Source organism: Mesorhizobium sp. B2-9-1 (assembly GCF_006439455.1).
Taxonomy (GTDB): domain Bacteria; phylum Pseudomonadota; class Alphaproteobacteria; order Rhizobiales; family Rhizobiaceae; genus Mesorhizobium.
Map to the genome: position 1 here is coordinate 33,853 of NZ_VFTP01000007.1, position 24,339 is coordinate 58,191.

Consider the following 24,339-nt stretch of genomic DNA (forward strand, 5'->3'; position numbering starts at 1 on the left):
CGCAGCCCGCGCCGTTGGCAATTGACCTTCGACTGCCAAGATCATAGTTTAGAACAATTCTAAACTAGAGTGATCCCATCATGCTTTCCCGTGTTTTCGGCTTCGGCCGCCGTTCCTTCGATTCGCTTTCGGAGCAGGAGATCCTGGCGCTGGCGATCTCTTCCGAGGAGGATGACGGACGCATCTACCGCGCTTATGCCGATGGCCTGGCGCAGGATTTTCCGCAATCGGCAAAAGTGTTCGAGGCGATGGCCGAGGAAGAGGACGGCCATCGCGATTCGCTCATCGAGCTTCACCGCAAGCGCTTCGGCGAGCGCATCCCGCTGATCCGGCGCGAGCATGTGAAAGGCTATTTCGAGCGCAAGCCCGACTGGCTGGTGAAGCCGCTCGGCATCGAGCATGTGCGGCGGCAGGCCGAGGAAATGGAGCGGCAGGCCTATCGCTTCTACGTCGAGGCGGCCAAGCGCACCACCGACGCCTCGACGCGCAAGCTGCTCAACGACCTCGCTGCGGCCGAGCAGGGCCATGAGAGCTCGGCGCATGAATTGGAGCAGGAGCATGTGCCGGGCACGGTCAAGGAGGAGGAGGCGACGGCCGAGCAGCGCCAGTTCATCCTCACCTATGTGCAGCCGGGGCTGGCCGGGCTGATGGACGGCTCGGTGTCGACGCTGGCGCCGATCTTCGCCGCGGCGTTCGCCACGCACGACACCTGGCAGACGCTCCTGGTCGGCCTCGCCGCCTCGATCGGCGCCGGCATCTCGATGGGTTTCACCGAGGTCGCCTCCGACGACGGTAAGCTGTCGGGGCGCGGCTCACCGCTCAAGCGAGGGTTGACGGTCGGCCTGATGACTTCGCTGGGCGGCCTCGGCCACGCGCTGCCCTATCTGATCCCGCATTTCTGGACGGCCACCGCCGTGGCGGCGGTGGTGGTGTTCTTCGAGCTCTGGGCGATCGCTTTCGTGCAGAACCGCTACATGCAGACCCCGTTCTGGCGCGCCGCCTTCCAGGTGGTGCTGGGCGGCGCGCTGGTGTTCGGGGCGGGCGTGCTGATCGGCAATGCGTAGCTCTTTACCTTCTCCCACAAGGGGAGAAGGGAGAGCCTACCCATTCACCTTGCGGCGCCTCGGCCCTTTCCTTCATCCCGTAGTCGCGCACGACATGGGCAATGCGCAGACGGTAGCCGGCGAAGATTCCGCCGCGCCCCGCCTTTTGCGCCTGCCGGTGCTCCTCGGTGTTGCGCCAGGCTTTCACCGCTTCCTCGTCGCGCCAGAAAGACAGCGACAGCACCCGCTTCGGATCGGTCAGGCTCTGGAAGCGCTCGACCGAGATGAAGCCGTCGATGCTCTCGAGCAGCGGCTTAAGCTCGGCGGCGATGCCGAGATAGGCATCGCGCTTGCCTTCCGCCGGCTCCACCTCGAAGATGACAGCGATCATGCCTCTATCCCTTCCTTGACCGTCACGTCGGTCCTGAAGATCTGCCGCGGACCATGCGGCCCGGACACCAGCTTCAGGAAGAGGCGATCTTCCTTCAAGATGAATTTCTCGCGCCGCGCGAACTCGTAATTTGCCTTGCCCGCCGGGTCGGCGGCAAGCCGCGCGCGGTAGGCCTCGTAGGCCGCGAGGCTCTCGATGTTGTAGGCGGCGTAAGCGGTGGTGGCCGAGCCTTCATGCGGGGCGTAATAGCCGATCAGGTCGGCGCCGCAGCGCGGAATGGCCTGGCCCCAGGCCCGCGCATATTGCTCGAAGGCCGCCTTGCCGAACGGGTCGATCTCGTAGCGGATAAAGCAGGTGATGGTCATGTCGGTCTCCTCGTCCGTTGGTTTTTGACGACGACGGTTCGATCGCGGTCGAAACATCGTCTCCGTCATCGTGCTAGGCATTCTCCTGTCAGGAGTGTTTGCCGCGCTGCTTGAGCCGACCGCAGAATAGTGCTTCCCTGACAAGAATGCTTCGACGAGGATCGAACCATGCGTGAAGGACCCGACATCGCCCGCATCGCCAGCCTGGTCGGCGACCCGGCCCGCGCCAACATGCTGAACGCCCTGATGGGCGGCACCGCGCTGACGGCGTCGGAACTGGCGCTGGAAGCCGGCGTGTCGCTGCCCACCGCTTCCTCGCATCTGTCGAAGCTGATGGATGGCGGCCTGCTGACTTTGGCCAGCCAGGGCCGGCACCGCTATTACGGTCTCGCCGGGGCGCAGGTTGCCGGCATGATCGAGGCGATCATCGGCGTCGCCGAAGCGGTCGGCCCGAAGCGCGTGCGGCCGGGACCGCGCGACGCGGCCATGCGCGTGGCGCGGGTCTGCTACGATCACCTGGCCGGCGAGCAGGCGGTGGCGATGCTCGACCGGCTGCTCGACAGGAAGCTTTTGCTGCGCGACGACAACCAGATCAGGCTCTCGCCATCCGGCGCCTCGCATTTTTCCGCGCTCGGCATCGAGACCGCTGCCAAGGCGCGGCGGCCGGTTTGCCGCGCCTGCCTCGACTGGAGCGTGCGGCGATCGCACCTCGCCGGCACGCTGGGTGCGGCCATCCTCGACAAGATCATCGCCGAGAAATGGGCGAGGCGCGAAAAGGACAGCCGCGCCGTGGCGTTCTCGCCGAAGGGCCGGCAGGAATTCGAGAGGGTGTTCCTGGCGTAGTTCTGCGCAAGCGATACGCTCGCAATATCGGCGCGAGGCGCTCCCCTCTGCCCTGCCGGGCATCTCCCCCTCTAGGCCCTCTAGGGGGGAGATCAGCAGTTCTGGCGCTCCGCTATTCCTGCAAGGTTGGAGATTGGCGAAACCGGCTGAGCGATCAATCTCCCCCTAGGGGGAGATGGCCGGCAGGCCAGAGGGGGGCGCGAAGGATCACGACGTGGGCTTCTTCCGCACAGGCTCACCCCCTTTTCAGTGGCTTCCCCAGCTTGAAGAACTCCTTCCACGGATCGGCCTTCTTCAGCTCGTTCAGCGTCGTCTTATCGCCAAGCGGGAAGGCATTCGGCGCGAGCCCCTTCTTTATCTCCGGCCAGGTCGCCGGCATCGACACTGTCGCGCCCTTCTTGGCGCGCGAGGAATAGGGCGCGACCGTGGTCGAGCCCCTGCCGTTGCGAAGATAGTCGACGAAGATCTTGCCGGTGCGCGCCTTCTTCGACAACGTCGCCGTGTAGCGGTCGGGCGCGGCCTGCTCGAGCGCGCGGGCGAAATCATGCGCGAAATCCTTGACCTCGTCCCACTCCGCCGACGGCTTCAGCGGCACCAGCACGTGGTAGCCCTTGCCGCCCGAGGTCTTGACCAGGTTCGGCAGCGACAGCTCGTCGAGCTGCTTGTGGATGTCGAGCGCCGCCTCGCGCACGCGGCCGACATCGACGCCTTCGTCCGGATCGAGATCGAAGATGATCTGGTCCGGCTTTTCCAGCTCGTCGATCGTCGAGCCCCAGATATGGACCTCGACCACGCCGTACTGGACAAGCGCGGCCAGCCCGTCGAAATCCTTGATGAACAGTATCTCCTCGCCGTCGGTCGGATCCTTCATCCTGGCGATCTTGTCGCTCATGCCGGGCGAGGCGTGTTTTTGGAAGAAGCGCTGGCCGTGGATGCCGTCCGGCGCCCGCACCAGGCTCAGCGGCCGGTTGACGACGAATTCTGCCATGCGCGGCCAGACCAGCGCGTAGTGATCGAGCAGGTCCCGCTTGGAAACCTTTTCGTCGGGCCATAGCAGCTTGTCGGGATGCGAGAGCTTGATCGAGGTCTTCGCCGTTCCGGCCGAGGGTTTCGGCGCGGTCTCTGTACCCGGCTTCGCCCCGGTTTCGACCTTCTTCGGCTGTTCCTGCACGACTTCCTCCGCCGGTTTGTCCTCGCGCAACCCCTGGAACGAGGCGTGGCGGATTATACGGTCGGAAGTCCAGCTGCGGAACTCCACTTCGCCGACAAGTTCCGGCTTGACGAAGGTGAGGCCCTTGCCCTTGGGCACGGCGCCCGAGAACGGCGAGGCCGTCGCCTTGAGGCCGTCGAGCTTCTTCTTCAAATCGGTCATCACCTTGCCGGAAAAGCCGGTGCCGACACGGCCGGCATAGTGCAGCTTGCCGCCTTCGTTGAACCCGACCAGCAGCGAGCGCAGGCCGCGCCCGGTCTTGTCCGAGGGCAGATAGCCGCCGATGACGAATTCCTGGCGCAGCGTGCATTTGGATTTGATCCAGGAGAGCCCCCGCCCGCTGCGGTAGGGCGCGTCGGCGCGTTTCGACACCACGCCTTCCAGGCCCATGCGGCAGACATGCTGCAGCATGACCTTGCCCGGCTCGTGGAAATGGTCGCTGAAGCGCAGCGCCGAATGTTCGGGCTGCTGGCCCAGCAGCTCTGCCAGGGCCTGCTTGCGTTCGACCAAAGGTTCGCGGCGCAGGTCCTTGCCGTCGAGCCGCATCAGGTCGAAGACATAGTAGACGAAGCGGTCGGCGCGGCGGGCCGACAGATCCGCCTGCAGCAAGGGGAAGGACGACACGCCGCTGTCGGCCAAAACCACGATCTCGCCGTCGATGATGGCGTCGCGGCATTTCAGCCTGGCAAGCGCGCCGGTGACCGGACCATCGAATTTGTCCGTCCAGTCGAGACCGGCGCGGGTGAGCAGCCTGACCTCGCTGCCGGCGATCTGCGCCTGCATGCGGTAGCCGTCGAATTTGACTTCGTGAAGCCAGTCCTCGCCGGCGGGCGCATCCTTTTCCAGCGTCGCGAGCTGCGGCTCGATGAATTCGAGACGCTTGCTAGGCCCGGCCTTGGTCTTGGCGGCAGCCGGCCTGTTGGATTGCCAGACTTTCGGCTTCTCGCCCCTGGCGGCCTTGCCTTCGCCCACCTCCTCGATAGTCAGGCCCGACTTCACCGATTTCGGTTTCTCCTCGAGAACGTCCTTGCCGGGCCGGGCGGCGGCATCGTCGGATTTGATCAGCAGCCAGTTGTCGCGCGTCTCGCCCGGGCGGGGCCGCAGCCTGACCAGATGCCAGCGGCCGTTGAGCTTGTGGCCCTCGAGCTCGAAGTCGATATGGCCCTTCTTGATGCCCTTGGCCGGATCGCCATCCGGCGTCCACTTGCCTTCGTCCCAGACGATGACCGAGCCGCCGCCATATTGGCCCTTCGGAATGGTGCCTTCGAAGGACGCGTAGTCGATCGGGTGATCCTCGACATGCACGGCCAGCCGCTTCTCGTGCGGATCGAGGCTCGGGCCGCGCGTCACCGCCCAGCTCCACAAGACGCCGTCATGCTCAAGCCGGAAATCATAGTGGAGCCGCGTGGCGGCATGCTTCTGGACGACGAAGATGCCGCCGCCTTGCTTTTGCCTGCCGACCTTGCCGGCCGGCTCGGCGGTCTTCTTGAAATCGCGCTTGGCGTGATACTGCTCGAGGCCGGCCATGCCGCCACCCTCCTATGCGGATTTGCGTTTTGGCGCGGCCTTGCTCTTGCTTTTCCCGGCCGCCGCTTTCGCTGTGGCCTTGCCGGCTTTGCCGCCGCCGCCTTCCGCGTTCAGGCTCTTCTTCAACGCATCGAACAGGTTGACCACGTTGGACGGCTTTGGCTGCGCCTTGGCCTTGGGCGCCGTCTTGCCCGCCTTCTTGGCGCGGATCAGCTCGAGCAGCGCCTCCTCGTAGCGGTCGTCGAATTTCGACGGGTCGAACTTCGTCTTCTTGCCGTCGATGATGTGCTGGGCCAAGTCGATCATCTCCTTGTCGGTCTTCGCCGCTGCGATGTCCTCGAACACCGTCGCCGGCCGGCGCACCGTGTCGTCGTAGCGCAAGGTGGTCAGCACCATGCCCTTGCCGAGCGGCTCGATCGCCACCGGGCGCTCGCGCCGATAAAGCACGATGCGCGCAAGCCCTGCCATCTTCCTGGCCGCCATCGCGTCGCGGATGACGGCGAAGGCTTCTTGCGACACCTCGTCCGCCGGGGAAACATAGTAGGGCGTGTCGAGGTAGATCTGCTCGATCGAGGATTTCTCGACGAAGCCGTCGAGGCTCATCGTGTGCGAGGATTCGATCTGCACCGCCTCGATCTCGTCCTCCTCGATATGGACGAAGTCGCCGTCGCTCACCTCATAGCCCTTGATCTCGTCGCCCTCCTCAAGCGGCTTGCCGGTGCCCGCATCGACATAGATGCGCTTGACGGTGTTGCCGGTCTTGCGGTTGAGGATGCGGAAAGCGACCTTCTCGGCATGGGTCACGACGTTGGTGAGCTCGATGGCGCATGTGACCAGCGACAGTTTGAGATAGCCCTTCCAAGCCGGGCGTGGTGCCATTGCGAACTCCTGCGCGATGCGGTTTCAATCGCAACGGACAGGGGTTCGCTTGGGTTCCGGGAGGGCTGGCCACGCAGCCTGCTATTCGGCGGCCTGCAGGTTGACCTTGCTCTCGGCGATCTCGGTGAGCTTGCGGTCCGTCGCCTCTTCTTCCTTGAGGTTCTTGGCCAGCACGTTGGCGCAGTCGCTGCGGCCGAGCTGCCTGGCCCAGGCGATCAGCGTGCCGTAGCGCGTTATCTCATAGTGCTCGACGGCCTGGGCGGAGGCGATCAGCGCGGCGTCCAGAACCTCCTTGTCGTCGACATCGCCGCTGACTTCGTCGGCCTCCGCGAGGATGCCGTCGATGGCCGGGCAATTGACGGTCTTGGCCTTGACGCCGTGCAACTCGAACACTTGCTCGACCCGCTCGATGTGGCCCTTGGTCTGCGCGAGATGCTTCTCGAAGCCGGCCTTCAATTGCGGATCGGTCGCCTTGTCGATCATCTTCGGCAGCGATTTCTCGATCTGCTTCTCGGCATAATAGATGTCGCGCAGCGTGTGGATGAAGAGGTCGTCCAGCGTCTTGATGTCTTTCGAAAAGAAGCCCATGGCGGTTGCCTTTCCATGTTTCGCATTGTCGGGAAGTTGCGCGGCAGGGCAGCCGTCAACTTGGCCGGGTTCGCCCCGGCCTTGCGGGGTCAACGTCCTCTTCCGGGGCAGGTTCCTGCCCGCCCAGGCGCGCGAAAGGAAATTCCCCTGCCACTGGCCGAACGTGAAACAGATGCGCGCGCAAGCGACATCGGAACGAAACATATGTGATGCAAAAGTCACACGAGCCGGAAACGCGACGAAAGGCACCGAAAGACCGCGAATCAGCCGCAATCCAGCCACGAAGCAACGTGTTTCGGACCAGAAATTAACATCACGTTCACGGACTATTCACGCCTCAACGCTATGCTCTCGAACAATTCGGACGGGACATCCGAAAGCGGACAGGGACCAGGTAAAATGAACTTCTGGAATCACATCGCCGGCTACGCCGCCGCCATTCGCGAATTCGTCGCGCCGACCTATCGGCCGGAGCGCTATTACATGCGCGGCCCAGGCCCGGCCTGCGCGCGCCGCGGCAACTCGCTGGGCGTCGGCGCGAACTGATCATGACCCGCGAACGTGCCCGCCACGGCCGCATCTGCAGGCCGGCCGCCGACCAGCGCGCCACCACCTATCGCGCCGAGCGCCTTGTGCTCGCCGCCAACTGGCGTGCGACAACGCCGCGACTTTGACGCCGCCGCCGGCTGGCTTAGTGTCTCCCCTAGGTTAGTGTCCAGGGTCACAAGCAGCCGGGGCCGCCATGACCGACCTGCCCGAACGTCCCACCTTGCCGCGCCAGGCCTATGACGCCCGCCAGCCGCTGATCGTCTTCGACGGCGTTTGCGTGTTCTGCTCGGGCTTTGTCCAGCTCATCCTCAAGCTCGACCGGAAACAACGTTTCCGCTTTGCTACGGCGCAGTCGCCGCTCGGCGAGGCGCTGTTTCGCGAGCACGGCCTGCCGACCGACGACTACGACAGCAACCTCGCCATCATCGAGGGCGCGGCCTTCACGAAGCTCGACAGCTTCGTCGCGGTCATGGCCGCGCTCGGCTGGCCATGGCGCGCCGCGAAGGCGCTGCTCATCCTGCCGCGGCCGCTGCGCGACTGGCTCTACGACCGCGTTGCCAAGAACCGCTACGCGCTGTTCGGCCGGAAAGACAGTTGCGCGATACCTTCGGCCGAGTTGCGGGAGCGATTGATCGGCTGACGGCGGTTACGGAGGCTTGGGGGCAAGGCATGAAGCTTCTCATCGTCGGCGGCTACGGCACCTTCGGCGGACGCATCGTCCAATTGCTGGAGAACCAGCCGCGCCTCGAGCTCATCGTCGCCGGCCGGTCGCTCGCCAGGGCCGAGGCTTACTGCAAAGGCCGGGGCGCGACCAAGGCCAGGCTCGTGCCGGCGGCATTCGACCGCGGCGGCGACCTTGGCGTGCAACTCGCCGGCATGTTTTCCGACATCGTCGTCGACGCCAGCGGTCCGTTCCAGGCCTATGGCGAGGGGCGCTACCGGCTGGTCGAAGCCTGTATCGGTGCGCGTACCCATTATCTCGATCTTGCCGACGGTTCGGACTTCGTCGCCGGGGTATCCACTTTCGACGCGGCGGCCAAGGCAGCCGGCGTGATGGTGCTCTCCGGCGTGTCGAGCTTTCCGGTGCTGACGGCGGCGGTCGTGCGGCGCCTTTCGGCCGGCATGGCGCGTGTAGACGGCATCCGCGGCGGCATCGCGCCGTCGCCCTTCGCCGGCGTCGGCGAGAACGTCATCCGCGCCATTGCAAGCTATGCCGGCCGGCCGGTGCGGCTTTTGCGCGACGGCAGGCAGACCGAAGGCTACCCGCTCACCGAGCAGATGCGCTATACGATCGCGCCGCCCGGGCGCGTGCCGGTGAGAAACACGCTGTTATCGCTGGTCGACGTGCCGGATTTGCGCGCGCTGCAGGCATTGTGGCCGGAAGCGAAGACGATCTGGATGGGCGCCGGCCCGGTACCCGAGGTGCTGCACCGGGCGCTGATCGGCCTTGCCTGGCTGGTCCGCGCCGGCTTGGTGCGGTCGCTGTCGCCGCTGGCGCCGCTGATGCATTGGGCGACCAACCGGCTGTCTTGGGGCGAGCATCGCGGCGGCATGTTCGTCGAGGTCGATGGCGTGGACGCAGAGGGCAGACCAAACAAACGATCCTGGCACCTGTTGGCCGAGGGCGATGACGGGCCGCTGATCCCGTCCATGGCGATCGAGGCGATCGTCCGCAAGGCGCTCGACGGCCGCATGCCCGGGCCGGGCGCGCGGGCGGCGGTGCGAGACGTCGAGCTGGATGATTATGAGGCGCTCTTTGCCGGCAAGACAATCCACACCGGCGTCAGGGACGACACCGGCCAGGGGAAGGCGCTCTATCCCGGCCTGCTCGGCGATGCCTGGACGAGGCTACCGGCTGAAGTCCGTGCGATGCATGAGGGAGCGGCGATGGCGGATGGACGCGCCAGCATCGAACGCGGCGGCGGCATGCTTAGCCGGCTTGCTGCGCGCATGGCCGGCTTCCCGCCTGGCGCGGCCGATGTCCCCGTCAAGGTGCGTTTCGTTACCGACGGGCAAGGCGAGACCTGGACGCGGACTTTCGCAAAGCATGGTTTTTCGAGCCGGCAGTTCGCGGGGCGTGGCGGCTCGGAGCGGCTGCTTTGCGAGCGTTTCGGCCCGCTCGTCTTCGCCATGGCGCTGGTTCCCGGCGAGAACCGCCTGTCGCTCGTGCTGCGCCGCTGGAGTTTTCTCGGCCTGCCATTGCCGATGTGGCTTTGCCCGCGCTCGAACGCATATGAAACCGTCGAGGACGGCCGCTTCCGCTTCCATGTCGAGATATCGCATCCGGCGACTGGGCTGATCGTGCGCTACCGCGGCTGGCTCGAACCGTCGCACGGTTCGAGCACGGTGGGTTCGTCGGCCGTCTCGCCCAGTTCGCGGCAGCCGGCGGCCGTGCACAGCGTCCAACCCTTCCCGGTGGCGCCGGACGCTGCGAGCACCAGGCGCGGTTGGGGTCCGATCCGTGGCGCATAGACCCACCAGCCGCTGCGCAGCACCGAGCCCTCCGGCGGCTCCATGCCGGCGCCGGAGCCCTTGACCCGCGCCTCGACGACCTGCAGCCCGGCCGGCGACACTTTCCAATCCTCCTGCCAGCGCGTCCGTTCCACCGAATGCGTCCAAGACAGCGTGAAGGCGGCGACGGCAAGCGTCACCGTCTTGCCGGCGGCGAGGACACACAGGCTCATGTGGTCCCGGCCGTGGACAGCCGGCGGGCGCGCCACCAGTGCCAGCCGATCCAGACCAGCGCCAGCGCCCAGCCGGTCTCGTCGGTGAGCGGCAATGCGGCCACCAGCAGCAGGCCGGCGCAGAACGCGACGAGACGCTCCCACCAGGCCACGCGGCGGGCGAGGAAGCCGACGGCGGCGGCGCCCCAGAGCACGATGCCCATGCAGGCTTTGACGACGATATAGCCGACCTCGACGGGATAGCCGAACGACGCCGCGATCGGGCCGGCGTCCTGCAGCATCAGGGCCGGCGTGTAGACGGCCATGAACGGCACGACGAAGCCGGCAATGGCGAGCTTGGTCGCCTGGATGCCGATCTTGAGGCCGCTTTCCTTGGCCATCGGTGCTGCGGCAAAGGCGGCGAGCGCCACTGGCGGGGTCAGGTCCGCCATGATGCCGAAATAGAAGACGAACATGTGGCTGACCACCAGCGGCACGCCCAGCGACAGCAGCGCCGGGCCGGCAAGCGAGGAGGTGATGATGTAGTTCGGGATGGTCGGAATGCCCATGCCGAGAACCAGGCAGGTGAGCATCGTCAACACCAGCGACAGGAATAGATTGTTCTGGCCGATCGAGATGATCCAGCCGATGAAGGTGGAGGCGATGCCGGTGAGCGTCAGCGTGCCGATGACGATGCCGACGATGGCGCAGGCGATGCCGACGGGCAGGGCATTCCTCGCTCCTTCGGCGAGCGAATCGACGCAAATGCGCAGCGTCTCGCGCCCGCCCTTGAAGGCGAAGCAGGCAATGACGAGCGCTGCGATGACGAGGCTCAGCACATTGACGCCGAAGCGCATGAAGGATGCCGCCGCAAGACCGAGCGCCAGCCAGAAAACGAGGCGAAAGGCGAACGGCCCGATCAAGGCTGCCAGCGGCGTGCCGAGGATGAGCACGACGGTCAGCGCGAGGCCCATCGTGCCGGCGAAGATCGGCGTGTAGCCGGCAAACAGCAGATAGACCAGCACCGCGAGCGGCAGCACAAGCGGCCAGTGCTTCCTCACCGCTTCCCAGGGATTGGGCAGCTCCGCCTTGGCCATGCCGTGCAGCCCGGCCTTGCCGGCTTCCAGATGCACCTGCCAGAAGCAGGCGCCGAAATAGAGCAGCGCCGGGATGATCGCCGCCTTGACCACCTCGGCGTAAGGGATGTTCAGCGTCTCGGCCATGATGAAGGCGACGGCTCCCATCACCGGCGGCATGATCTGGCCGCCCATCGAGGAGGTCGCCTCGACCGCGCCGGCGAAGGCGGAGCGGAAACCGAAGCGCTTCATCAGCGGGATGGTGAACTGGCCGCTGGCGACGACATTGGCGACGCCCGAACCGGAGATGGTGCCCATCAGCGCCGAGGACAGTACGCAGACCTGGGCCGGGCCGCCGCGCCACGAGCCGACGAGGCCGAGCGCGAAATCGTTGAACAGCGCGATCATGCCCGCCCGTTCGAGGAAGGCGGCAAAGACGACGAAGATGAAGATATAGGCGGCCGAGACATAGACCGGCGTGCCGTATATGCCTTCGGTGCCAAAGGCGAAGGTGTCGACAAGCTGCGCGAAATCATAGCCGCGATGGATGAAGGGCGGCGGCAAATGATTGCCGACGAAGCAATAGGCGAGGAAGATGAAGGCGATGACCGCCAGCGGCAGGCCCATCAGCCGCCGCGCCGCCTCGAAGACCAGCACCACCAGCAGCGTGCCGACGATCAGGTCCGGCGTGGTGAGGAAGCCGGAGCGGCGGATGAGGTCGGCATAGAAGACCCAGTTGTAGAGGCCGGTCGCGAATCCCAGCACGCCGAGCGTCCAGAACACGGCTTTCGCGGCGGCGCTCCTGGCACGCAGATTGGCGATCAGGCCGAAACCGAGCAGCAGCAGGAAGCCGACATGCATGGCGCGCACCACCTGGCTGGGCAGGCTGCCATAGGCGGCGATGTAGATCTGGAAGACCGAAAAGGCGACCGCGATGAGGAAGGCCGCCTTGCCGGCGAGGCCTTCGCCAAAACCGGGCGGCAGACCTTCGACCTGTTCCTCGGCGGTGGGGGAAAGAACGATGGGGGTATCGGTCATTGGCGGATTCCTGGCGGGCAATACCGTCTCGGATGAGAAGAGAGAAACCGGGTATGGCGCTCCCCCTCACCCAGCCTCCGCTTCGCTCGGCTGACCTCTCCCGAGGGGAGAGGAGGCGGTCGGCGTTGGGCGCCAGTCTCTTCTCCCCGACGGGGAGAAGGTGGCCGCGAAGCGGCCGGATGAGGGGGCTGGCGCTGCGCTATGTGATAGCCCTTGCTCGATGGAGGAAGCCTACTTCAGCAGCCCTTTTTCCCTGTAATATTTCTCCGCGCCGGGATGCAGCGCCACTGGCATGCCGTCCAGCGCCTTGGCCGGATCGATCGCCTTGGCGGCGGCATGGGCGGCCACCAGCTGGTCGAGATGCTCGAACAGCAGCTTGGTCATCTGATAGGCGGTCTCGTCGGAGACGTCGGCGCGGGTAATCAGGAAATTGCCGACCGCGGCGGTCGCGACATCCTGCGTCTGGCCTTCATAGGTGCCTTTCGGGATAACCACGGAAAGATAGGGCGCGCCGATCTTGGCGACGTCCTCGGCAGGTACGGCGACGACGTTGATGGGAACCGAGGTGGCGAGATCGCGGATGGAAGCGACGCCGAGGCCGGCCGACTGCAAGGTGGCGTCGAGCTGGCGGTTCTTGATCAGCTCGACCGACTCGGCGAAGGGCAGGTATTCGACCCGTCCGAGATCCTCGTATTTGAGACCGGCGGCGGCGAAGATGGCGCGCGCGTTGAGCTCGGTGCCGGAGGCGGGCGCGCCGACCGACAGGCTCTTGCCCTTGAGGTCGGCGAGCGTCTTGATGCCGGATTCCTGGCTGGCGACGATCTGGATGTAATTGGGATAGATCGCGGCAATGCCGCGCAGCTTGTCGAGCTTGCCCGGGAAGCCGGCCTCCGTGTTGCCTTCGGCGGCCATCTTGACCGAATCGCCGAGCGCAAAGGCGATCTCGCCCTTGCCCTGCTGCAGCAGGTTGAGGTTCTCGACCGAAGCCTTGGTCGCCTGAACCTGGGTGCGGGCGCCTTCGATGCCCTTGCCGTAAATCTCGGACAGAGCGACCCCGAGCGGATAGTAGACGCCCGACGTGCCGCCGGTGAGCACATTGATGAATTCCTGCGCCCCGGCCGATACGGCGCCAAGGCCGAGCGACAAGGCCAGCGCGCCGGCGGCAATGGACTTGGTCCTGAAATTGAACATCGCGATTTCCTCCCTGAAATGCCGGCCCGCAATCCGCCCCTCCTGGCGAGCCCGCGACGAGTTTAGACGGCGGAAGGCAAATGCCAACCCGCAATTGCGTGCGTTAGACCAATGGTTGAGCGATGGCGAAAGGCGACGGCTTGCGCTTGATGGCTTTGGGGGCGAAAGATTTTCAAGACGCCTGTCGAAATCGGTCGATGCCGCACGACATAGGTCGGCACGCGACGATGCGGCCTTCAAGAAAACGGGAGAACATCCATGCGTTACATGCTTTTGATCTACAATGACGAGGCCGCGATGGCGAACGTGCCGAAGGAGCAGACCCAGCAGGTGCTCGCGGCCTATGGCGCCTATACCGAGGCGCTGAAGAAATCTGGCGCGTACATCGCCGGCGAGCGGCTGCGCCCGACGCAGGCGGCCACCGCGGTGCGGATGGCGAACGGCAAGACCAACGTGCTCGACGGCCCCTATGCCGACACCAAGGAGCAACTGGCCGGCTTCTATATGATCGAGGCGGCCGACATCGACACGGCCATCGAATGGGCCGCGCGCTGCCCCGCGTCCAGCACCGGCACAGTCGAGCTGCGGCCGATCTGGGAAATGGCCGAATACGTAGCCGCCGCATAGCGACCTCATGATGTATGATCGCTCGCAGATCGCGCGGGCGGCCGCCGAAGCGGCCGCCCGGCGCAGCTACGGCAAGCTGGTCGCCTGGCTGGCGGCGCGCACGCGCGACGTCGCCGGCGCCGAGGACGCGCTGGCCGATGCCTTCGCCGCCGCGCTCGAACGCTGGCCGCGAACCGGCGTGCCGGCGCAGCCCGAAGCCTGGCTGCTCGCCGTGGCGCGGCGGCGCGACGTGGACGCCGTGCGGCGGCGTCTGACCGGCGAGGCGGCGCGCGACCACCTGAAGCTGATCGCCGAGGAGATGGAGGCGCGCGTGCGCGGCGAAGACCTGCCCGACGACCGGCTGCGGCTGATGTTCGCCTGCGCCCATCCGGCGATCGAGGCCAGCGTGCGCGCGCCGCTGATCCTGCAGACGATCCTCGGTTTCGACGCCGCGACGATCGCCTCGGCCTTCCTGGTTTCGCTGGCGACGATGGGCCAGCGGCTGGTGCGGGCCAAGGCGCGCATCCGCGAGACCGGGATTCCATTTCGCGTGCCGGAGCAGGCGGAGCTGGGCGAGCGGCTGGGCGCGGTGCTGGAGGCGATCTACGCCACCTTCGCCGAAGGCTGGTCGGATCCGACCGGCACCGACAGCCGGCGGCGCAATCTCGCCGCCGAAGGGATCTGGCTCGGACGGCTGGTCGCCTCGCTGATGCCGGACGAGCCGGAGGCGCTCGGCTTGCTGGCGCTGATGCTGTTCGCCGAGGCGCGCCGCTCGGCAAGGCGCGACCCGCAGGGCGACTTCGTGCCTTTAGCCGAGCAGGACATCGCGCTCTGGGACGACAGCCTGATCGACGAGGCGGAAGCCTTGCTGGTGCGCGCCGCGCAAAGGGGCATCATCGGCCGCTACCAGCTGGAGGCCGCCGTGCAGTCCGCCCATACGGCACGCCGGCGCGGCAGCGGCACCGACTGGGCGGCGATCCGCCAGCTGTATGACGCGCTGCAGGCCGTGGCCGGCTCGCCCGTGGTGGCGATCAACCGCGCGGTGGCGATCGCCGAAACCGAGGGCGCTACGGCCGGCCTGGCGGCGCTTTACGTGCTGGGCGACGACAAGCGGCTGCAGGACTACCAGCCCTATTGGGCCGCCCGCGCCGGGCTGTTGGCGAGACTCGGCAACACCAAGCAGGCGGCGGAATCCTATGACCGGGCGATCGGCCTCGAGCGCGACGCCGCGCTGCGGCGTTTCCTGCAGGGCGAGAAGGCGAAGCTTTTCGGGAACTAGTGGCACTGCACAGGGATTTTGACCGGTCGGCTCTGTTTGCGTTGGTGGCATGCGTGGAGATTGCCGAAACGCCATCGCGATCGTCATTCCAGGGCGGAGCAGGAGCGAAGCTCCGTCGCGAAGACCCTGGAATCCATGCCGTTGCCTTCGCCAAGGAATGCAACGGAGCAAAATTCTGCACCGAAGCGGCGCTTCCAAGTCACGGAATGGATTCTATGGTCTGCGCGCGTCGCTGCGCTCCTTGCTCCGCCATAGAATGACGAGGTTGGGGCGGCTTCAACCAATCCCCGGCGGTTTGTGCTGGTTTCACGGAAATGAACGGAAAATCTTGCACCAAGACAAACGACAACCTTTCAAAATCCCTGTGTCGGAGAACTAGAGCAATTGCTGGAATAGCCTAATTCTTCCAGTTCCGTGAAATCGGCGCGAACGCTGGGGATTGTCCGAAGCCTCCCAGCCTCGTCATTCCAGGGCGGAGCAGCCGCGAAGCGGCGTCGCGGAGACCCTCGAATCCTGTGACCTGATCGAAGAACGCAACAGGGCACAATCTGCACCGTAGCAGCGCTCGGAAGTCGCGGAATGGATCCTCGGGTCTGCGCGCGTCGCTACGCTCCTTGCTCCGCCCGTGGATGACGACCGTGGGGGCGTTGAAGCGCCTAAGCCCCCAGCCCGTCGAACAGGATGGTCGAGAGATAGCGCTCGGCGAAGGAGGGGATGACGACGACGAGGGTCTTGCCCTTGTTCTCCGGCCGCGAGCCGACGACGATTGCCGCCTGGAGTGCTGCGCCCGACGAGATGCCGACCGGCACGCCCTCGAGACGGGCGACGAGGCGGGCATTGGCGACCGAATCCTCGTTCGAGACCCTGACGACCTCGTCATAGATCGAGGTATCGAGGATTTTCGGCGCGAAGCCGGCGCCAATCCCCTGGATCTTGTGCGGGCCGGGCTGGCCGCCCGACAGAACCGGCGAGGCCTCCGGCTCGACTGCCACGACCTGCAGCGAAGGCTTGCGCTTCTTCAGCACCTGGCCGACGCCGGTGATGGTGCCGCCGGTGCCGATGCCGGCAACGAAGATGTCGACCTCGCCATTGGTGTCGTTCCAGATTTCCTCCGCCGTGGTGCGGCGGTGGATTTCGGGATTGGCGGGATTCTCGAACTGCTGCGGGATGATGGCGTTGGGCAGCGTGGCGGCGAGTTCGTCGGCCTTGGCGATCGCGCCTTTCATGCCTTTCGGGCCTTCGGTCAGCACCAGCTCGGCGCCGAGCAGCGCCAGCATCTTGCGGCGCTCGACCGACATCGTCTCCGGCATGGTGAGGATCAGCTTGTAGCCCTTGGCGGCGGCGGCGAAGGCGAGCGCGATGCCGGTGTTGCCGGAAGTCGGCTCGATCAGCGTGGTCTTGCCGGGCGAAATCTTGCCGGCTTCCTCCAGCGCCTCGATCATGGCGACGCCGATGCGGTCCTTGACGGAGGCGATCGGGTTGAAGAATTCGAGCTTGGCCAGAAGATTGGCGACGATGCCCTTCTCCTTGGCGAACTTGTCCAGCCTGACCAGCGGCGTGTCGCCAATCGTCTCCGTGATCGAGTTGAAGACGCGGCCGCGGCCGGGCACGCGCGCGGAGGTGACGGGCTTGTTCATTGGTTTCGCTCCCAAGGCAATGGCACAGGCGAACAGAATAAGGCTTTCAGCCGCGCAAGATAGGCTGAGGCTGGAAAATATCCGAGTGGGGCGGTTGCTCAAAAGCACCCGCGGCCGGAAATGCATTTTCCGCCACGCCGGGTTTCAGGAATAGTTTGGCCGAATCCGGGATCGGTTGAGATCGGAACCTATTGACGCGCCGCTATGGCGGCAGCCGCGCCCATCATGAAGCCGGCGGCGGTGCGGTTCAGCACCTTCAGCGCGCGCGGCGATTTCAGGAACCAGCGCGCCTTGGCGGCCAAAGCCAGATAAGGCACCAGCACCACGAACAGAACCGCCACGGTGAGCATCGCAAGGATGGCGTAGTCGGCAAGCGTGATGGTCTTGAGGTCGACGATGGTCGGCGTGATGGCGAGATAGAAGATCATCGTCTTGGGATTGCCGAGCGTCACCGTCAGCCCGGCGATGAAGCTCGACACCAGCCCGCCCTTGGCCTTCCGCGCCTCGATGTTTTCGGGCGTGATGCCGCTGGTCCAGAAGCGCCAGGCAAGGAAGGCGAGATATGCAACGCCGGCCCATTTGATGGCGAGGAAGACCATGCCGAAGGTCTGCGCGACGAAGGCGAGCCCGAGCACGACGGCGGTGAGATAGGTGAGGTCGCCGAGCATCAGGCCGAATGACATGGCAAGCGAGGACCGGAAGCCGGAGCCGAGCGCGCGGGCGACAAGCGCCGTAACGCCGGGGCCCGGAATGGCGGCGGCAACGCCGAGCGCGGCGCTGTAAGCGAGAAATCCGGTGAGTGTCATTGGTTCTGGCCTAGCGTATGATTCCCCGAAGGGATCGATGAGGAGCGGGGCTTTTATCATGACGCCCGGCCACTGGTAATTCCCTCGCGGCGGGATTCGTTACGCCAGCTCGACGGAGTGCGCGTTCCCTTGTTGGCAGTCCGAACACTTTGGAGATTGGCCGAAACGGCCCGGCCTCGTCATCCACGGGCGGAGCAAGGAGCGAAGCGACGCGCGCAGACCCGAGGATCCATTCCGTGACCTCGAAGCGTAGCAACGGTGCAGAATTCTGCTCCGCTGCGTTCTATGATCAGGGTCACGGAATGGATTCCAGGGTCTCCGCGACGCCGCTGCGCGGCTGCTACGCCCTGGAATGACGAGGTTGGGAAGGCTTCCGCTAGTTGCCAACGTTTGCGCTGATTTCATAGAAATGAACGGGTAAAGCCTTGTCCATCGACAAACGGCACCTTCTAAAACCCCTATGTCGAACAGCTACCCACCATACGTAATACGCCAAATCGTCCCGTTGCCGTCCTCGGTCATGATCAGCGCGCCGTCCTTGGCGACGGCGACGCCGACCGGCCGGCCCCAGACCGCGTCGTCGGATATGACGAAGCCGGTGGCGAAGTCCTCATATTCGCCGGTCGGCTTGCCATCCTTGAACCTCAGCCGCACCACCTTGTAGCCGGTGCGGACATTGCGGTTCCACGAGCCGTGCAGAGTGACGAAGGCGTCGCCCTTAAAATCGGCCGGGAAGTTGGCGCCATCATAGAAGGCGATGTTGAGCGGCGCCGAATGCGCCTGCACCAGCACATCCGGAACCGTGACCTTGCCGGCGAGATCGGGGCGCGTGCCCTTGTGGCGCGGATCCTCATTGTCGCCGATATAGTACCAGGGCCAGCCATAGAAGGCGCCTTCCTTCACGGCGGTGGCAAATTCGAATGGGGTGTTGTCGCCGAGCTCGTCGCGTTCATTCACCACGCACCAGAGCGCGCCTGTCGCCGGCTGCACGGTCATGCCGGAACAATTGCGCAGGCCGGTGGCGACGGTCCTGCGGTTGTTGCCGTCGGGGTCGAAGGCCAGCACGTCGGCGCGGCCCTGTTCCGGACCCCAGGCCTCGCCGAGCGGCTGCGATTTCGCCCACGCCTCGACACCGCCCTTCGGCTTCGCGCCCATATCCTCGGCGATATTGGAGCCGGAACCGACCGACAGATAGAGCGTCTTGCCGTCGGGCGAGAAGGCGATGTCGCGCGTCCAGTGATGGCTGGCGGGGACTTTGGCAACGACGGTTTCCGGTTTGCCGGACGCCTCCAGGTCACCGTCGCGATACGGGAAGCGGACGACGCTGTTGCTGTTGGCGACATAGACCCATTGCGGCTTGTCGCCCGGCGGGTAGAAGGCGATGCCGTAGGGCCGGGTCAGGCCCTTGGCGAAGATCGATTTCTGCGCGGGCTTGGCGCTGCCTTCCGCGAGGCGATAGACTCGCACCTGGTTCGCCCGGCTGTCGGCGACGAAGAGGTCGCCGTTCGGCGCCACGCGCAAGACGCGGGGACTGTCGACGCCGGAAGCGATCAGCTCGGCTGAAAAGCCGGGCGGAAGCTTCGGCTTTGCGTCCTCGGGGCGCTCGGTGACGCCGCCGCCATTGGACGCGGACTCCGTCATATCGGGTTTCGGCAAATCCTCAGGTTTCAGCAGCCGGCGCACGCCCGGACGGTCGGCTTTCCAGTCCCCGAAAGCTTTTTCGCCGCTGAGCAAGGGCTGATCCGCCTGCTGCGCAAAGGCAGCCGTGGCAAAAACCAGCGCGAGGCCCGCAAGGCCGGCGATCCGCATCATGCTGTCCTCCGTCGTCTGTCAACATGTCCTGTCTCCGGGCGCCTCAAACGATCGGGCGCGCAGAGATAGGACATATTGGGCAAACGATCAAAAAGAGAAGCGTGCGCAAGCCGATTTGACGGAGCGCCGGCCTCAGGTCTCTTCGGCATCCAGATCGTCGTCGAGGCGCTTTTCTAACTCGACGAGATCAGCCGGCAAGGGCAGGCCCATGGCGCGCATTTCCCTTAGCTTCTCGCGCAGCTGCTCCTGGATCTCGTGCTCGTCCTCGGGCTGGTTCACCATCTCCTCGAGCAGCAGGCTGATCTGGGCCTTGAGCGATTCCAGCGCCATGTTTTTCTCCTTTGCACCCTTAGCTGTGTCGAGGTTCAGGTCAGGCCGGCCTCACCTGAATATCGATACACCTAACGAAGCATGCGCGAAATCAGCTGTGCCGTATAGTCGACCATTGGCACGATACGGGCGTAGTTCAGCCGGGTCGGCCCGATGACGCCAAGCGCGCCGATGACGCGGGCGTCCTTGTCGCGATAGGGGGCGACGACCAGCGAGGAGCCGGACAGCGAAAACAGCTTGTTCTCCGAGCCGATGAAGATGCGCACGCCCGGCCCTTCCTCGGCAAGATCAAGCAGCTGCAGCAGTCCGTCCTGGGTTTCCAAATCCTCGAACAGATGGCGAAGCAATTCGATGTCCGCCTGGGCGGTGACGTTTTCCAGGAGGTTGGCGCGGCCGCGCACGATCAGGCGCGCCGGCAGGCCGCTTTCGGCGCCGGCCCAGACCGCGAGGCCTTTCTCGACCAGATCCTGCGACAACGTGTCGAGGGCCGCCCTGGTCTCGTCCTTGATGCGGGCGATTTCCGCGCGCGCCTCGGCCAGTGTTCGGCCACGGATATGGGCGTTGAGGAAATTGGACGCCTCGTGCAGCTGCGACACGGTGGTGCCGGCCGGCAGGTCGACGACGCGGTTCTCGACGTCGCCGTTTTGCGACACCAGCACGGCGAGCGCCTTTGCGGGCTCGAGCTGGATGAATTCGATGTGCTTCAGCGCCACCTCGTGCTTGGAGGCGAGCACGAGGCCGGCGCCGCGCGACATGCCCGACAGCATCTGGCTGGCCTCGGTCAGCATATGCTCCAGCGTCGCGCCCGAGCCGGAGGCGCGCACCTGCGCCTCGATGGTGCGGCGCTCGTCGTCGGAAAGGTCGCCCAGCTCCATGAAAGCGTCGACGAAAAAGCGCAGCCCGGTCTGCGTCGGCAGCCGCCCGGCGGAAATATGCGGCGCGTAGATCAGCCCCAGATGCTCGAGGTCGCTCATCACGTTGCGGATGGTGGCGGGTGACAGCGAGGAGGGCAGGATGCGCGACAGGCTGCGCGAGCCGACCGGCTCGCCGTCGCGCAGGTAGGAATCGACAATCCGCCGGAAGATATCGCGCGAGCGCATGTCGAGTGACTGAAGTACCGGCGACTGCGACGTCGGATCGACTGGTTTGTTCATTCCGGCGAGAAACCTCCTTCCGAAAGATATAGACTTAAGCTACGGCGGCGCAACCCGGTGCCGCGTTTGCGGTCACGCGACCTCGTTTTCCTTTGCGCCATGCTGCGCATACGTCTACAAGCCGGCCACGATTCCGGAAACGACCAGAAAGAAGGCCGAATGCGCCCCTCCAAACGCCAAGCCGACGAAATGCGCGCCATCTCCTTCGAGCGTGGCGTCTCCAAGCACGCCGAAGGCTCGTGCCTGGTGAAGTTCGGCGACACGCATGTCCTGTGCACGGCGAGCCTGGAGGAAAAGGTGCCGGCCTGGATGCGCAATTCCGGCAAGGGCTGGGTGACGGCCGAATACGGCATGCTGCCGCGCTCGACCGGCGAGCGCATGCGGCGCGAAGCCTCCGCCGGCAAGCAGGGCGGCCGCACGCTGGAGATCCAGCGGCTGATCGGCCGCTCGCTGCGCGCCGTGGTCGACCTGCAGGCGCTGGGCGAGCAGCAGATCACCGTCGACTGCGACGTCATCCAGGCCGATGGCGGCACCCGCACGGCCTCGATCACCGGCGGCTGGGTGGCGCTCTACGATTGCCTGCGCTGGATGGAAGCGCGCCAGATGGTGAGCGTCGCCAAGGTGCTGAAGGACCATGTCGCGGCGATTTCGTGCGGCATCCATGACGGCCAGCCGGTCATCGATCTCGATTACCTGGAGGATTCCTCGGCCGGCACCGACGCCAACTTTGTCATGACCGGCAAGGGCGGCATCGTCGAGATCCAGGGCACGGCCGAGGGCGAGCCTTTCTCCGAGGAGCAGTTCGCGGCGCTGATGGGCTTGGCGAAGAAGGGCATTTCGCGGCTGGTGAGCCTGCAGCAGATGGCGGTGGCGTAGGTTTCCAATGCCGAGCCTAGGCCCCCCTCTCTGGCCTGCCGGCCATCTCCCCCTCAAGGGGGGAGATCAGCTGTCACCACGGCTTTCGCCAATCGCCAGCGTTGCGAAATGTGCGGCGGCATCGAAGCTGCCAATCTCCCCCCTTGAGGGGGAGATGCCCGGCAGGGCAGAGAGGGGGGCCTCGTGATACCCTCCGCAATCCTCGAATCCGCCCTCTACGTCACAGACTTGCACGCCGCCGAAGCCTTCTACCGCGACGTCATCGGCCTCGAAGCGCTGGGCAAGGTCGAGGGCCGGCATGTCTTCTTCCGCTGCGGCGACGGCGTATTGCTCCTCTTCAACGCCGAGGCGACGAAAATCCCGCCGGCGCCGGACGCTCGGCTGAAGGTGCCGCCGCATGGCACGGCCGGCGAAGGGCACCTCTGCTTTGCGGCAAACGCCGATGAAATCGCCGCATGGCGCAGGCATCTCGCCGCGAACAACATCGCCATCGAAAGCGATTTCGAATGGCCGCAGGGCGGGCATTCGATCTATATCCGCGACCCGTCCGGCAATTCGATCGAGTTCGCCGAGCCAAGGATCTGGGGTTTCTGATGCACTCGCAATCTTTTCATTCCCTTGGGGAAAAAAAGATCGTCGTTGCCAGCCACAATGAAGGCAAGCTGCGCGAATTCGCCGACCTGATGGCGCCGTTCGGCTTCGAGGCCAAATCGGCCAAGGAATACGGCCTGCCCGAGCCGGACGAGACCGGCACCACCTTCGAGGAGAACGCCTATATCAAGGCATACGCCGCCGCCAAGGCCACCGGCCTGCCGGCGCTTTCCGATGATTCCGGGCTCTGCGTCGACGCGCTCGACGGCGCGCCTGGTGTCTATACCGCCAACTGGGCCGAGAAGCCCGACGGCAGCAGGGATTTCGGCATGGCCATGCAAAAGACGGAAACGGCGCTGCAGGAAGCCGGCGCGACCGATCCCAAAGAGCGCGCCGGCCGCTTCGTCGCCGTCATCTGCCTGGCCTTTCCCGACGGCGAAGCCGAATATTACCGGGGCGAGGCCGAAGGCACGCTGGTGTGGCCGCCGCGCGGCACGCTCGGCTTCGGCTACGATCCGGTGTTCCTGCCCAACGGCTTCGACAGGACTTTTGGCGAGATGAGCGCGCAAGAAAAGCATGGCTGGAAGCCCGGCCAGGCGAGGGCGCTGTCGCACCGCGCCCGCGCCTTTCAGAAATTCGCCGAAGCGCGATTGAATTTGGCCAGCTTGGATTTGGCGCGATCAGGATCCGCATGAGCGCAGTGACCCTACCGCTCGACCGCAGCCCCGGCTTCGGCGTCTATATCCACTGGCCGTTCTGCGCGGCCAAGTGCCCTTATTGCGACTTCAACAGCCATGTCCGCCACCAGCCGGTCGACCAGGAGCGTTTTGCCCGCGCCTTCGAGACGGAGCTCAAGACCATGCGCGACCGCACCGGGCCGCGCGAGGTGACCAGCATTTTTCTCGGCGGCGGCACGCCGTCGCTGATGAAGCCGGAAACGGTGGCCGCCGTCCTGGAGGCCGTGGCGAGGAACTGGACGGTGCCGGCCGGCATCGAGGTGACGCTGGAAGCCAACCCGTCCTCGGTCGAGGCCGAGCGCTTCCGCGGCTACCGCGCAGCCGGCGTCAACCGCGTCTCGCTCGGCGTGCAGGCGCTGAACGACAAGGACCTGCGCTTCCTCGGCCGGCTGCACAATGTCGAGGAGGCGCTGCACGCCATTGGCCTCGCGCGCGAAATATTTCCGCGGCTGTCCTTCGACCTGATCTACGCGCGGCCCGGCCAGACGCCGGATGCATGGGGGGCGGAGCTGGAGCAGGCGATCGGCTATGCCGTCGACCATCTTTCGCTCTATCAGCTGACCATCGAGGAGGGCACGCCCTTCCACGCGCTTTACGCTGCGCGCAAATTCACGCTGCCCGACAACGACCATGCCGCCGATCTCTACGCGCTGACGCAGGAGGTGACGACGGCGCATGGCCTGCCCGCTTATGAGATTTCCAACCACGCGCGGCCGGGCGCGGAAAGCCGGCACAATCTGACCTATTGGCGCTACGGTGAATATGTCGGCGTCGGCCCCGGCGCGCATGGCCGCTTCGTCGAGAACGGCCGCCGTACCGTGACGATCGCGGAAAGAATGCCGGAGACCTGGGCCAATCTGGTCGAGGCCAAAGGCCACGGCGTCACCGGCGGCGAGATCCTGACGCGTTCCGAAGAGGCGGACGAGTTCCTGCTGATGGGCCTGAGGCTTGCCGAAGGCATCGACCTGCAGCGCTACGAGGCGCTCTCGGGGCGCGGCCTGTCGAGCGCGCGGCTTTCGGTGCTGCAGGAAGAAGGCCTGGTGGCGCCGGTCGGCAACGCAAGGCTCCGCGCCACGACCGCCGGCATGATCGTGCTGGATGCCGTGGTGGCGGATTTGGCCAGGTAGCGCAGCAGCCAACTGATTTGT

At 65.5% G+C, this 24,339-nt stretch carries 24 protein-coding genes and 1 pseudogene; 12 read left to right on the forward strand and 13 right to left on the reverse strand.

The features are described from left to right. Positions 1-80 precede the first annotated feature (80 nt). On the forward strand, positions 81-1,064 hold the full coding sequence (gene mbfA, locus FJW05_RS15000) for an iron exporter MbfA (protein WP_140545787.1): 984 nt from the start codon (positions 81-83) through the stop codon (positions 1,062-1,064). 4 nt (positions 1,065-1,068) lie between these two features. Here mbfA and FJW05_RS15005 read toward each other — a convergent pair whose 3' ends face one another. Beyond that, a complete protein-coding gene (locus FJW05_RS15005; protein WP_140633360.1) occupies positions 1,069-1,434 on the reverse strand; it encodes an antibiotic biosynthesis monooxygenase in 366 nt (121 codons plus the stop codon). Then, the gene (locus FJW05_RS15010) at positions 1,431-1,799 is read right to left on the reverse strand and encodes an NIPSNAP family protein (RefSeq protein ID WP_140633362.1); all 369 of its coding nucleotides are present in this window, start codon (positions 1,797-1,799) and stop codon (positions 1,431-1,433) included. The genes FJW05_RS15005 and FJW05_RS15010 overlap by 4 nt, the downstream gene beginning before the upstream one ends. Positions 1,800-1,967: 168 nt before the next feature. Between FJW05_RS15010 and FJW05_RS15015 the strand changes: the two genes are divergently transcribed. Next, positions 1,968-2,642, forward strand: coding sequence for a winged helix-turn-helix domain-containing protein (locus FJW05_RS15015; RefSeq protein ID WP_140633365.1), 675 nt, complete (start codon positions 1,968-1,970; stop codon positions 2,640-2,642). Between the two features lie 235 nt (positions 2,643-2,877). On the opposite strand, the gene ligD is transcribed toward FJW05_RS15015, so the two are convergent. The 3 genes from ligD to FJW05_RS15030 all read right to left on the reverse strand — a co-directional run bounded on the left by ligD (position 2,878) and on the right by FJW05_RS15030 (position 6,846). Continuing rightward, the gene (ligD, locus tag FJW05_RS15020) at positions 2,878-5,379 is read right to left on the reverse strand and encodes a DNA ligase D (RefSeq protein WP_140633368.1); all 2,502 of its coding nucleotides are present in this window, start codon (positions 5,377-5,379) and stop codon (positions 2,878-2,880) included. A gap of 12 nt (positions 5,380-5,391) precedes the next feature. Next, positions 5,392-6,258: a Ku protein gene (locus FJW05_RS15025; protein WP_140633371.1), complete on the reverse strand. Its 867-nt coding sequence runs from the start codon at positions 6,256-6,258 to the stop codon at positions 5,392-5,394. Between the two features lie 81 nt (positions 6,259-6,339). Beyond that, the gene (locus FJW05_RS15030) at positions 6,340-6,846 is read right to left on the reverse strand and encodes a ferritin-like domain-containing protein (RefSeq protein ID WP_140545781.1); all 507 of its coding nucleotides are present in this window, start codon (positions 6,844-6,846) and stop codon (positions 6,340-6,342) included. A 399-nt stretch (positions 6,847-7,245) separates the two neighbouring features. On the opposite strand from FJW05_RS15030, the gene FJW05_RS15035 reads away from it, so the two are divergent. The 4 genes and pseudogenes from FJW05_RS15035 to FJW05_RS15045 all read left to right on the forward strand — a co-directional run. After that, positions 7,246-7,392, forward strand: coding sequence for a hypothetical protein (locus tag FJW05_RS15035; RefSeq protein ID WP_140545780.1), 147 nt, complete (start codon positions 7,246-7,248; stop codon positions 7,390-7,392). 2 nt (positions 7,393-7,394) lie between these two features. Continuing rightward, entirely contained in the window at positions 7,395-7,520 is a 126-nt protein-coding gene (locus tag FJW05_RS27925) for a hypothetical protein (RefSeq protein WP_281405778.1), read from the forward strand. A 68-nt stretch (positions 7,521-7,588) separates the two neighbouring features. After that, complete coding sequence (locus FJW05_RS15040) at positions 7,589-8,035, forward strand: thiol-disulfide oxidoreductase DCC family protein (protein ID WP_140633374.1); 447 nt, start codon at positions 7,589-7,591, stop codon at positions 8,033-8,035. 29 nt (positions 8,036-8,064) lie between these two features. After that, a pseudogene (locus FJW05_RS15045) lies at positions 8,065-9,657 on the forward strand (DUF4166 domain-containing protein); the annotation flags it as partial. Positions 9,658-9,701: 44 nt separating this feature from the next. Here the strand turns inward: FJW05_RS15045 and FJW05_RS15050 are convergent. The 3 genes from FJW05_RS15050 to FJW05_RS15060 all read right to left on the reverse strand — a co-directional run bounded on the left by FJW05_RS15050 (position 9,702) and on the right by FJW05_RS15060 (position 13,363). Continuing rightward, complete coding sequence (locus FJW05_RS15050; RefSeq protein ID WP_140633377.1) at positions 9,702-10,079, reverse strand: DUF1850 domain-containing protein; 378 nt, start codon at positions 10,077-10,079, stop codon at positions 9,702-9,704. After that, positions 10,076-12,172, reverse strand: a complete 2,097-nt coding sequence (locus tag FJW05_RS15055) for a TRAP transporter permease (protein ID WP_140633380.1) — start codon at positions 12,170-12,172, stop codon at positions 10,076-10,078. The genes FJW05_RS15050 and FJW05_RS15055 overlap by 4 nt, the downstream gene beginning before the upstream one ends. 231 nt (positions 12,173-12,403) lie before the next feature. After that, positions 12,404-13,363: a TAXI family TRAP transporter solute-binding subunit gene (locus FJW05_RS15060; protein ID WP_140633382.1), complete on the reverse strand. Its 960-nt coding sequence runs from the start codon at positions 13,361-13,363 to the stop codon at positions 12,404-12,406. 258 nt (positions 13,364-13,621) lie between these two features. Between FJW05_RS15060 and FJW05_RS15065 the strand changes: the two genes are divergently transcribed. Both FJW05_RS15065 and FJW05_RS15070 read left to right on the forward strand, forming a co-directional pair. Next, positions 13,622-13,990: a YciI family protein gene (locus FJW05_RS15065; protein ID WP_140545776.1), complete on the forward strand. Its 369-nt coding sequence runs from the start codon at positions 13,622-13,624 to the stop codon at positions 13,988-13,990. 10 nt (positions 13,991-14,000) lie between these two features. Next, on the forward strand, positions 14,001-15,248 hold the full coding sequence (locus tag FJW05_RS15070; protein WP_140633788.1) for an RNA polymerase sigma factor: 1,248 nt from the start codon (positions 14,001-14,003) through the stop codon (positions 15,246-15,248). 656 nt (positions 15,249-15,904) lie between these two features. Here the strand turns inward: FJW05_RS15070 and cysK are convergent. From cysK to hrcA, 5 genes are all read right to left on the reverse strand, one after another. Then, positions 15,905-16,885, reverse strand: coding sequence for a cysteine synthase A (gene cysK, locus FJW05_RS15075; RefSeq protein WP_140633385.1), 981 nt, complete (start codon positions 16,883-16,885; stop codon positions 15,905-15,907). Positions 16,886-17,073: 188 nt separating this feature from the next. Next, entirely contained in the window at positions 17,074-17,691 is a 618-nt protein-coding gene (locus FJW05_RS15080; protein WP_140633387.1) for a LysE family translocator, read from the reverse strand. Between the two features lie 471 nt (positions 17,692-18,162). Continuing rightward, positions 18,163-19,503, reverse strand: coding sequence for a sorbosone dehydrogenase family protein (locus FJW05_RS15085; protein ID WP_140633389.1), 1,341 nt, complete (start codon positions 19,501-19,503; stop codon positions 18,163-18,165). A gap of 132 nt (positions 19,504-19,635) precedes the next feature. After that, a complete protein-coding gene (locus tag FJW05_RS15090) occupies positions 19,636-19,833 on the reverse strand; it encodes a hypothetical protein (RefSeq protein WP_140633392.1) in 198 nt (65 codons plus the stop codon). Between the two features lie 71 nt (positions 19,834-19,904). Beyond that, complete coding sequence (gene hrcA, locus FJW05_RS15095) at positions 19,905-20,987, reverse strand: heat-inducible transcriptional repressor HrcA (protein ID WP_140633394.1); 1,083 nt, start codon at positions 20,985-20,987, stop codon at positions 19,905-19,907. Positions 20,988-21,146: 159 nt separating this feature from the next. Here hrcA and rph point away from each other — a divergent pair, with 159 nt between their 5' ends. The 4 genes from rph (at position 21,147) to hemW (ending at position 24,318) form a co-directional block, all read left to right on the forward strand. Further along, positions 21,147-21,863 (forward strand): ribonuclease PH, encoded by a 717-nt coding sequence (rph, locus tag FJW05_RS15100; RefSeq protein ID WP_027169620.1) that lies wholly within the window; start codon positions 21,147-21,149, stop codon positions 21,861-21,863. Positions 21,864-22,046: 183 nt separating this feature from the next. Continuing rightward, positions 22,047-22,457: a VOC family protein gene (locus FJW05_RS15110; protein WP_140633398.1), complete on the forward strand. Its 411-nt coding sequence runs from the start codon at positions 22,047-22,049 to the stop codon at positions 22,455-22,457. Next, positions 22,457-23,149, forward strand: coding sequence for an RdgB/HAM1 family non-canonical purine NTP pyrophosphatase (rdgB, locus tag FJW05_RS15115; RefSeq protein WP_140633400.1), 693 nt, complete (start codon positions 22,457-22,459; stop codon positions 23,147-23,149). The genes FJW05_RS15110 and rdgB overlap by 1 nt, the downstream gene beginning before the upstream one ends. After that, a complete protein-coding gene (gene hemW / locus FJW05_RS15120; RefSeq protein WP_181164957.1) occupies positions 23,146-24,318 on the forward strand; it encodes a radical SAM family heme chaperone HemW in 1,173 nt (390 codons plus the stop codon). Before rdgB ends, hemW begins: the two co-directional genes overlap by 4 nt. The last annotated feature ends 21 nt before the right edge of the window (positions 24,319-24,339 follow it).

What these genes read in the sequence shown, in the direction of transcription:
- mbfA (WP_140545787.1), top strand. Translation starts at nt 81, where the DNA reads ATGCTTTCCCGTGTTTTCGGCTTCGGCCGCCGTTCCTTCGATTCGCTT.
- FJW05_RS15005 (WP_140633360.1), bottom strand. Translation starts at nt 1,434, where the DNA reads ATGATCGCTGTCATCTTCGAGGTGGAGCCGGCGGAAGGCAAGCGCGAT.
- FJW05_RS15010 (WP_140633362.1), bottom strand. Translation starts at nt 1,799, where the DNA reads ATGACCATCACCTGCTTTATCCGCTACGAGATCGACCCGTTCGGCAAG.
- FJW05_RS15015 (WP_140633365.1), top strand. Translation starts at nt 1,968, where the DNA reads ATGCGTGAAGGACCCGACATCGCCCGCATCGCCAGCCTGGTCGGCGAC.
- ligD (WP_140633368.1), bottom strand. Translation starts at nt 5,379, where the DNA reads ATGGCCGGCCTCGAGCAGTATCACGCCAAGCGCGATTTCAAGAAGACC.
- FJW05_RS15025 (WP_140633371.1), bottom strand. Translation starts at nt 6,258, where the DNA reads ATGGCACCACGCCCGGCTTGGAAGGGCTATCTCAAACTGTCGCTGGTC.
- FJW05_RS15030 (WP_140545781.1), bottom strand. Translation starts at nt 6,846, where the DNA reads ATGGGCTTCTTTTCGAAAGACATCAAGACGCTGGACGACCTCTTCATC.
- FJW05_RS15035 (WP_140545780.1), top strand. Translation starts at nt 7,246, where the DNA reads ATGAACTTCTGGAATCACATCGCCGGCTACGCCGCCGCCATTCGCGAA.
- FJW05_RS27925 (WP_281405778.1), top strand. Translation starts at nt 7,395, where the DNA reads ATGACCCGCGAACGTGCCCGCCACGGCCGCATCTGCAGGCCGGCCGCC.
- FJW05_RS15040 (WP_140633374.1), top strand. Translation starts at nt 7,589, where the DNA reads ATGACCGACCTGCCCGAACGTCCCACCTTGCCGCGCCAGGCCTATGAC.
- FJW05_RS15050 (WP_140633377.1), bottom strand. Translation starts at nt 10,079, where the DNA reads ATGAGCCTGTGTGTCCTCGCCGCCGGCAAGACGGTGACGCTTGCCGTC.
- FJW05_RS15055 (WP_140633380.1), bottom strand. Translation starts at nt 12,172, where the DNA reads ATGACCGATACCCCCATCGTTCTTTCCCCCACCGCCGAGGAACAGGTC.
- FJW05_RS15060 (WP_140633382.1), bottom strand. Translation starts at nt 13,363, where the DNA reads ATGTTCAATTTCAGGACCAAGTCCATTGCCGCCGGCGCGCTGGCCTTG.
- FJW05_RS15065 (WP_140545776.1), top strand. Translation starts at nt 13,622, where the DNA reads ATGCGTTACATGCTTTTGATCTACAATGACGAGGCCGCGATGGCGAAC.
- FJW05_RS15070 (WP_140633788.1), top strand. Translation starts at nt 14,001, where the DNA reads ATGTATGATCGCTCGCAGATCGCGCGGGCGGCCGCCGAAGCGGCCGCC.
- cysK (WP_140633385.1), bottom strand. Translation starts at nt 16,885, where the DNA reads ATGAACAAGCCCGTCACCTCCGCGCGCGTGCCCGGCCGCGGCCGCGTC.
- FJW05_RS15080 (WP_140633387.1), bottom strand. Translation starts at nt 17,691, where the DNA reads ATGACACTCACCGGATTTCTCGCTTACAGCGCCGCGCTCGGCGTTGCC.
- FJW05_RS15085 (WP_140633389.1), bottom strand. Translation starts at nt 19,503, where the DNA reads ATGATGCGGATCGCCGGCCTTGCGGGCCTCGCGCTGGTTTTTGCCACG.
- FJW05_RS15090 (WP_140633392.1), bottom strand. Translation starts at nt 19,833, where the DNA reads ATGGCGCTGGAATCGCTCAAGGCCCAGATCAGCCTGCTGCTCGAGGAG.
- hrcA (WP_140633394.1), bottom strand. Translation starts at nt 20,987, where the DNA reads ATGAACAAACCAGTCGATCCGACGTCGCAGTCGCCGGTACTTCAGTCA.
- rph (WP_027169620.1), top strand. Translation starts at nt 21,147, where the DNA reads ATGCGCCCCTCCAAACGCCAAGCCGACGAAATGCGCGCCATCTCCTTC.
- rdgB (WP_140633400.1), top strand. Translation starts at nt 22,457, where the DNA reads ATGCACTCGCAATCTTTTCATTCCCTTGGGGAAAAAAAGATCGTCGTT.
- hemW (WP_181164957.1), top strand. Translation starts at nt 23,146, where the DNA reads ATGAGCGCAGTGACCCTACCGCTCGACCGCAGCCCCGGCTTCGGCGTC.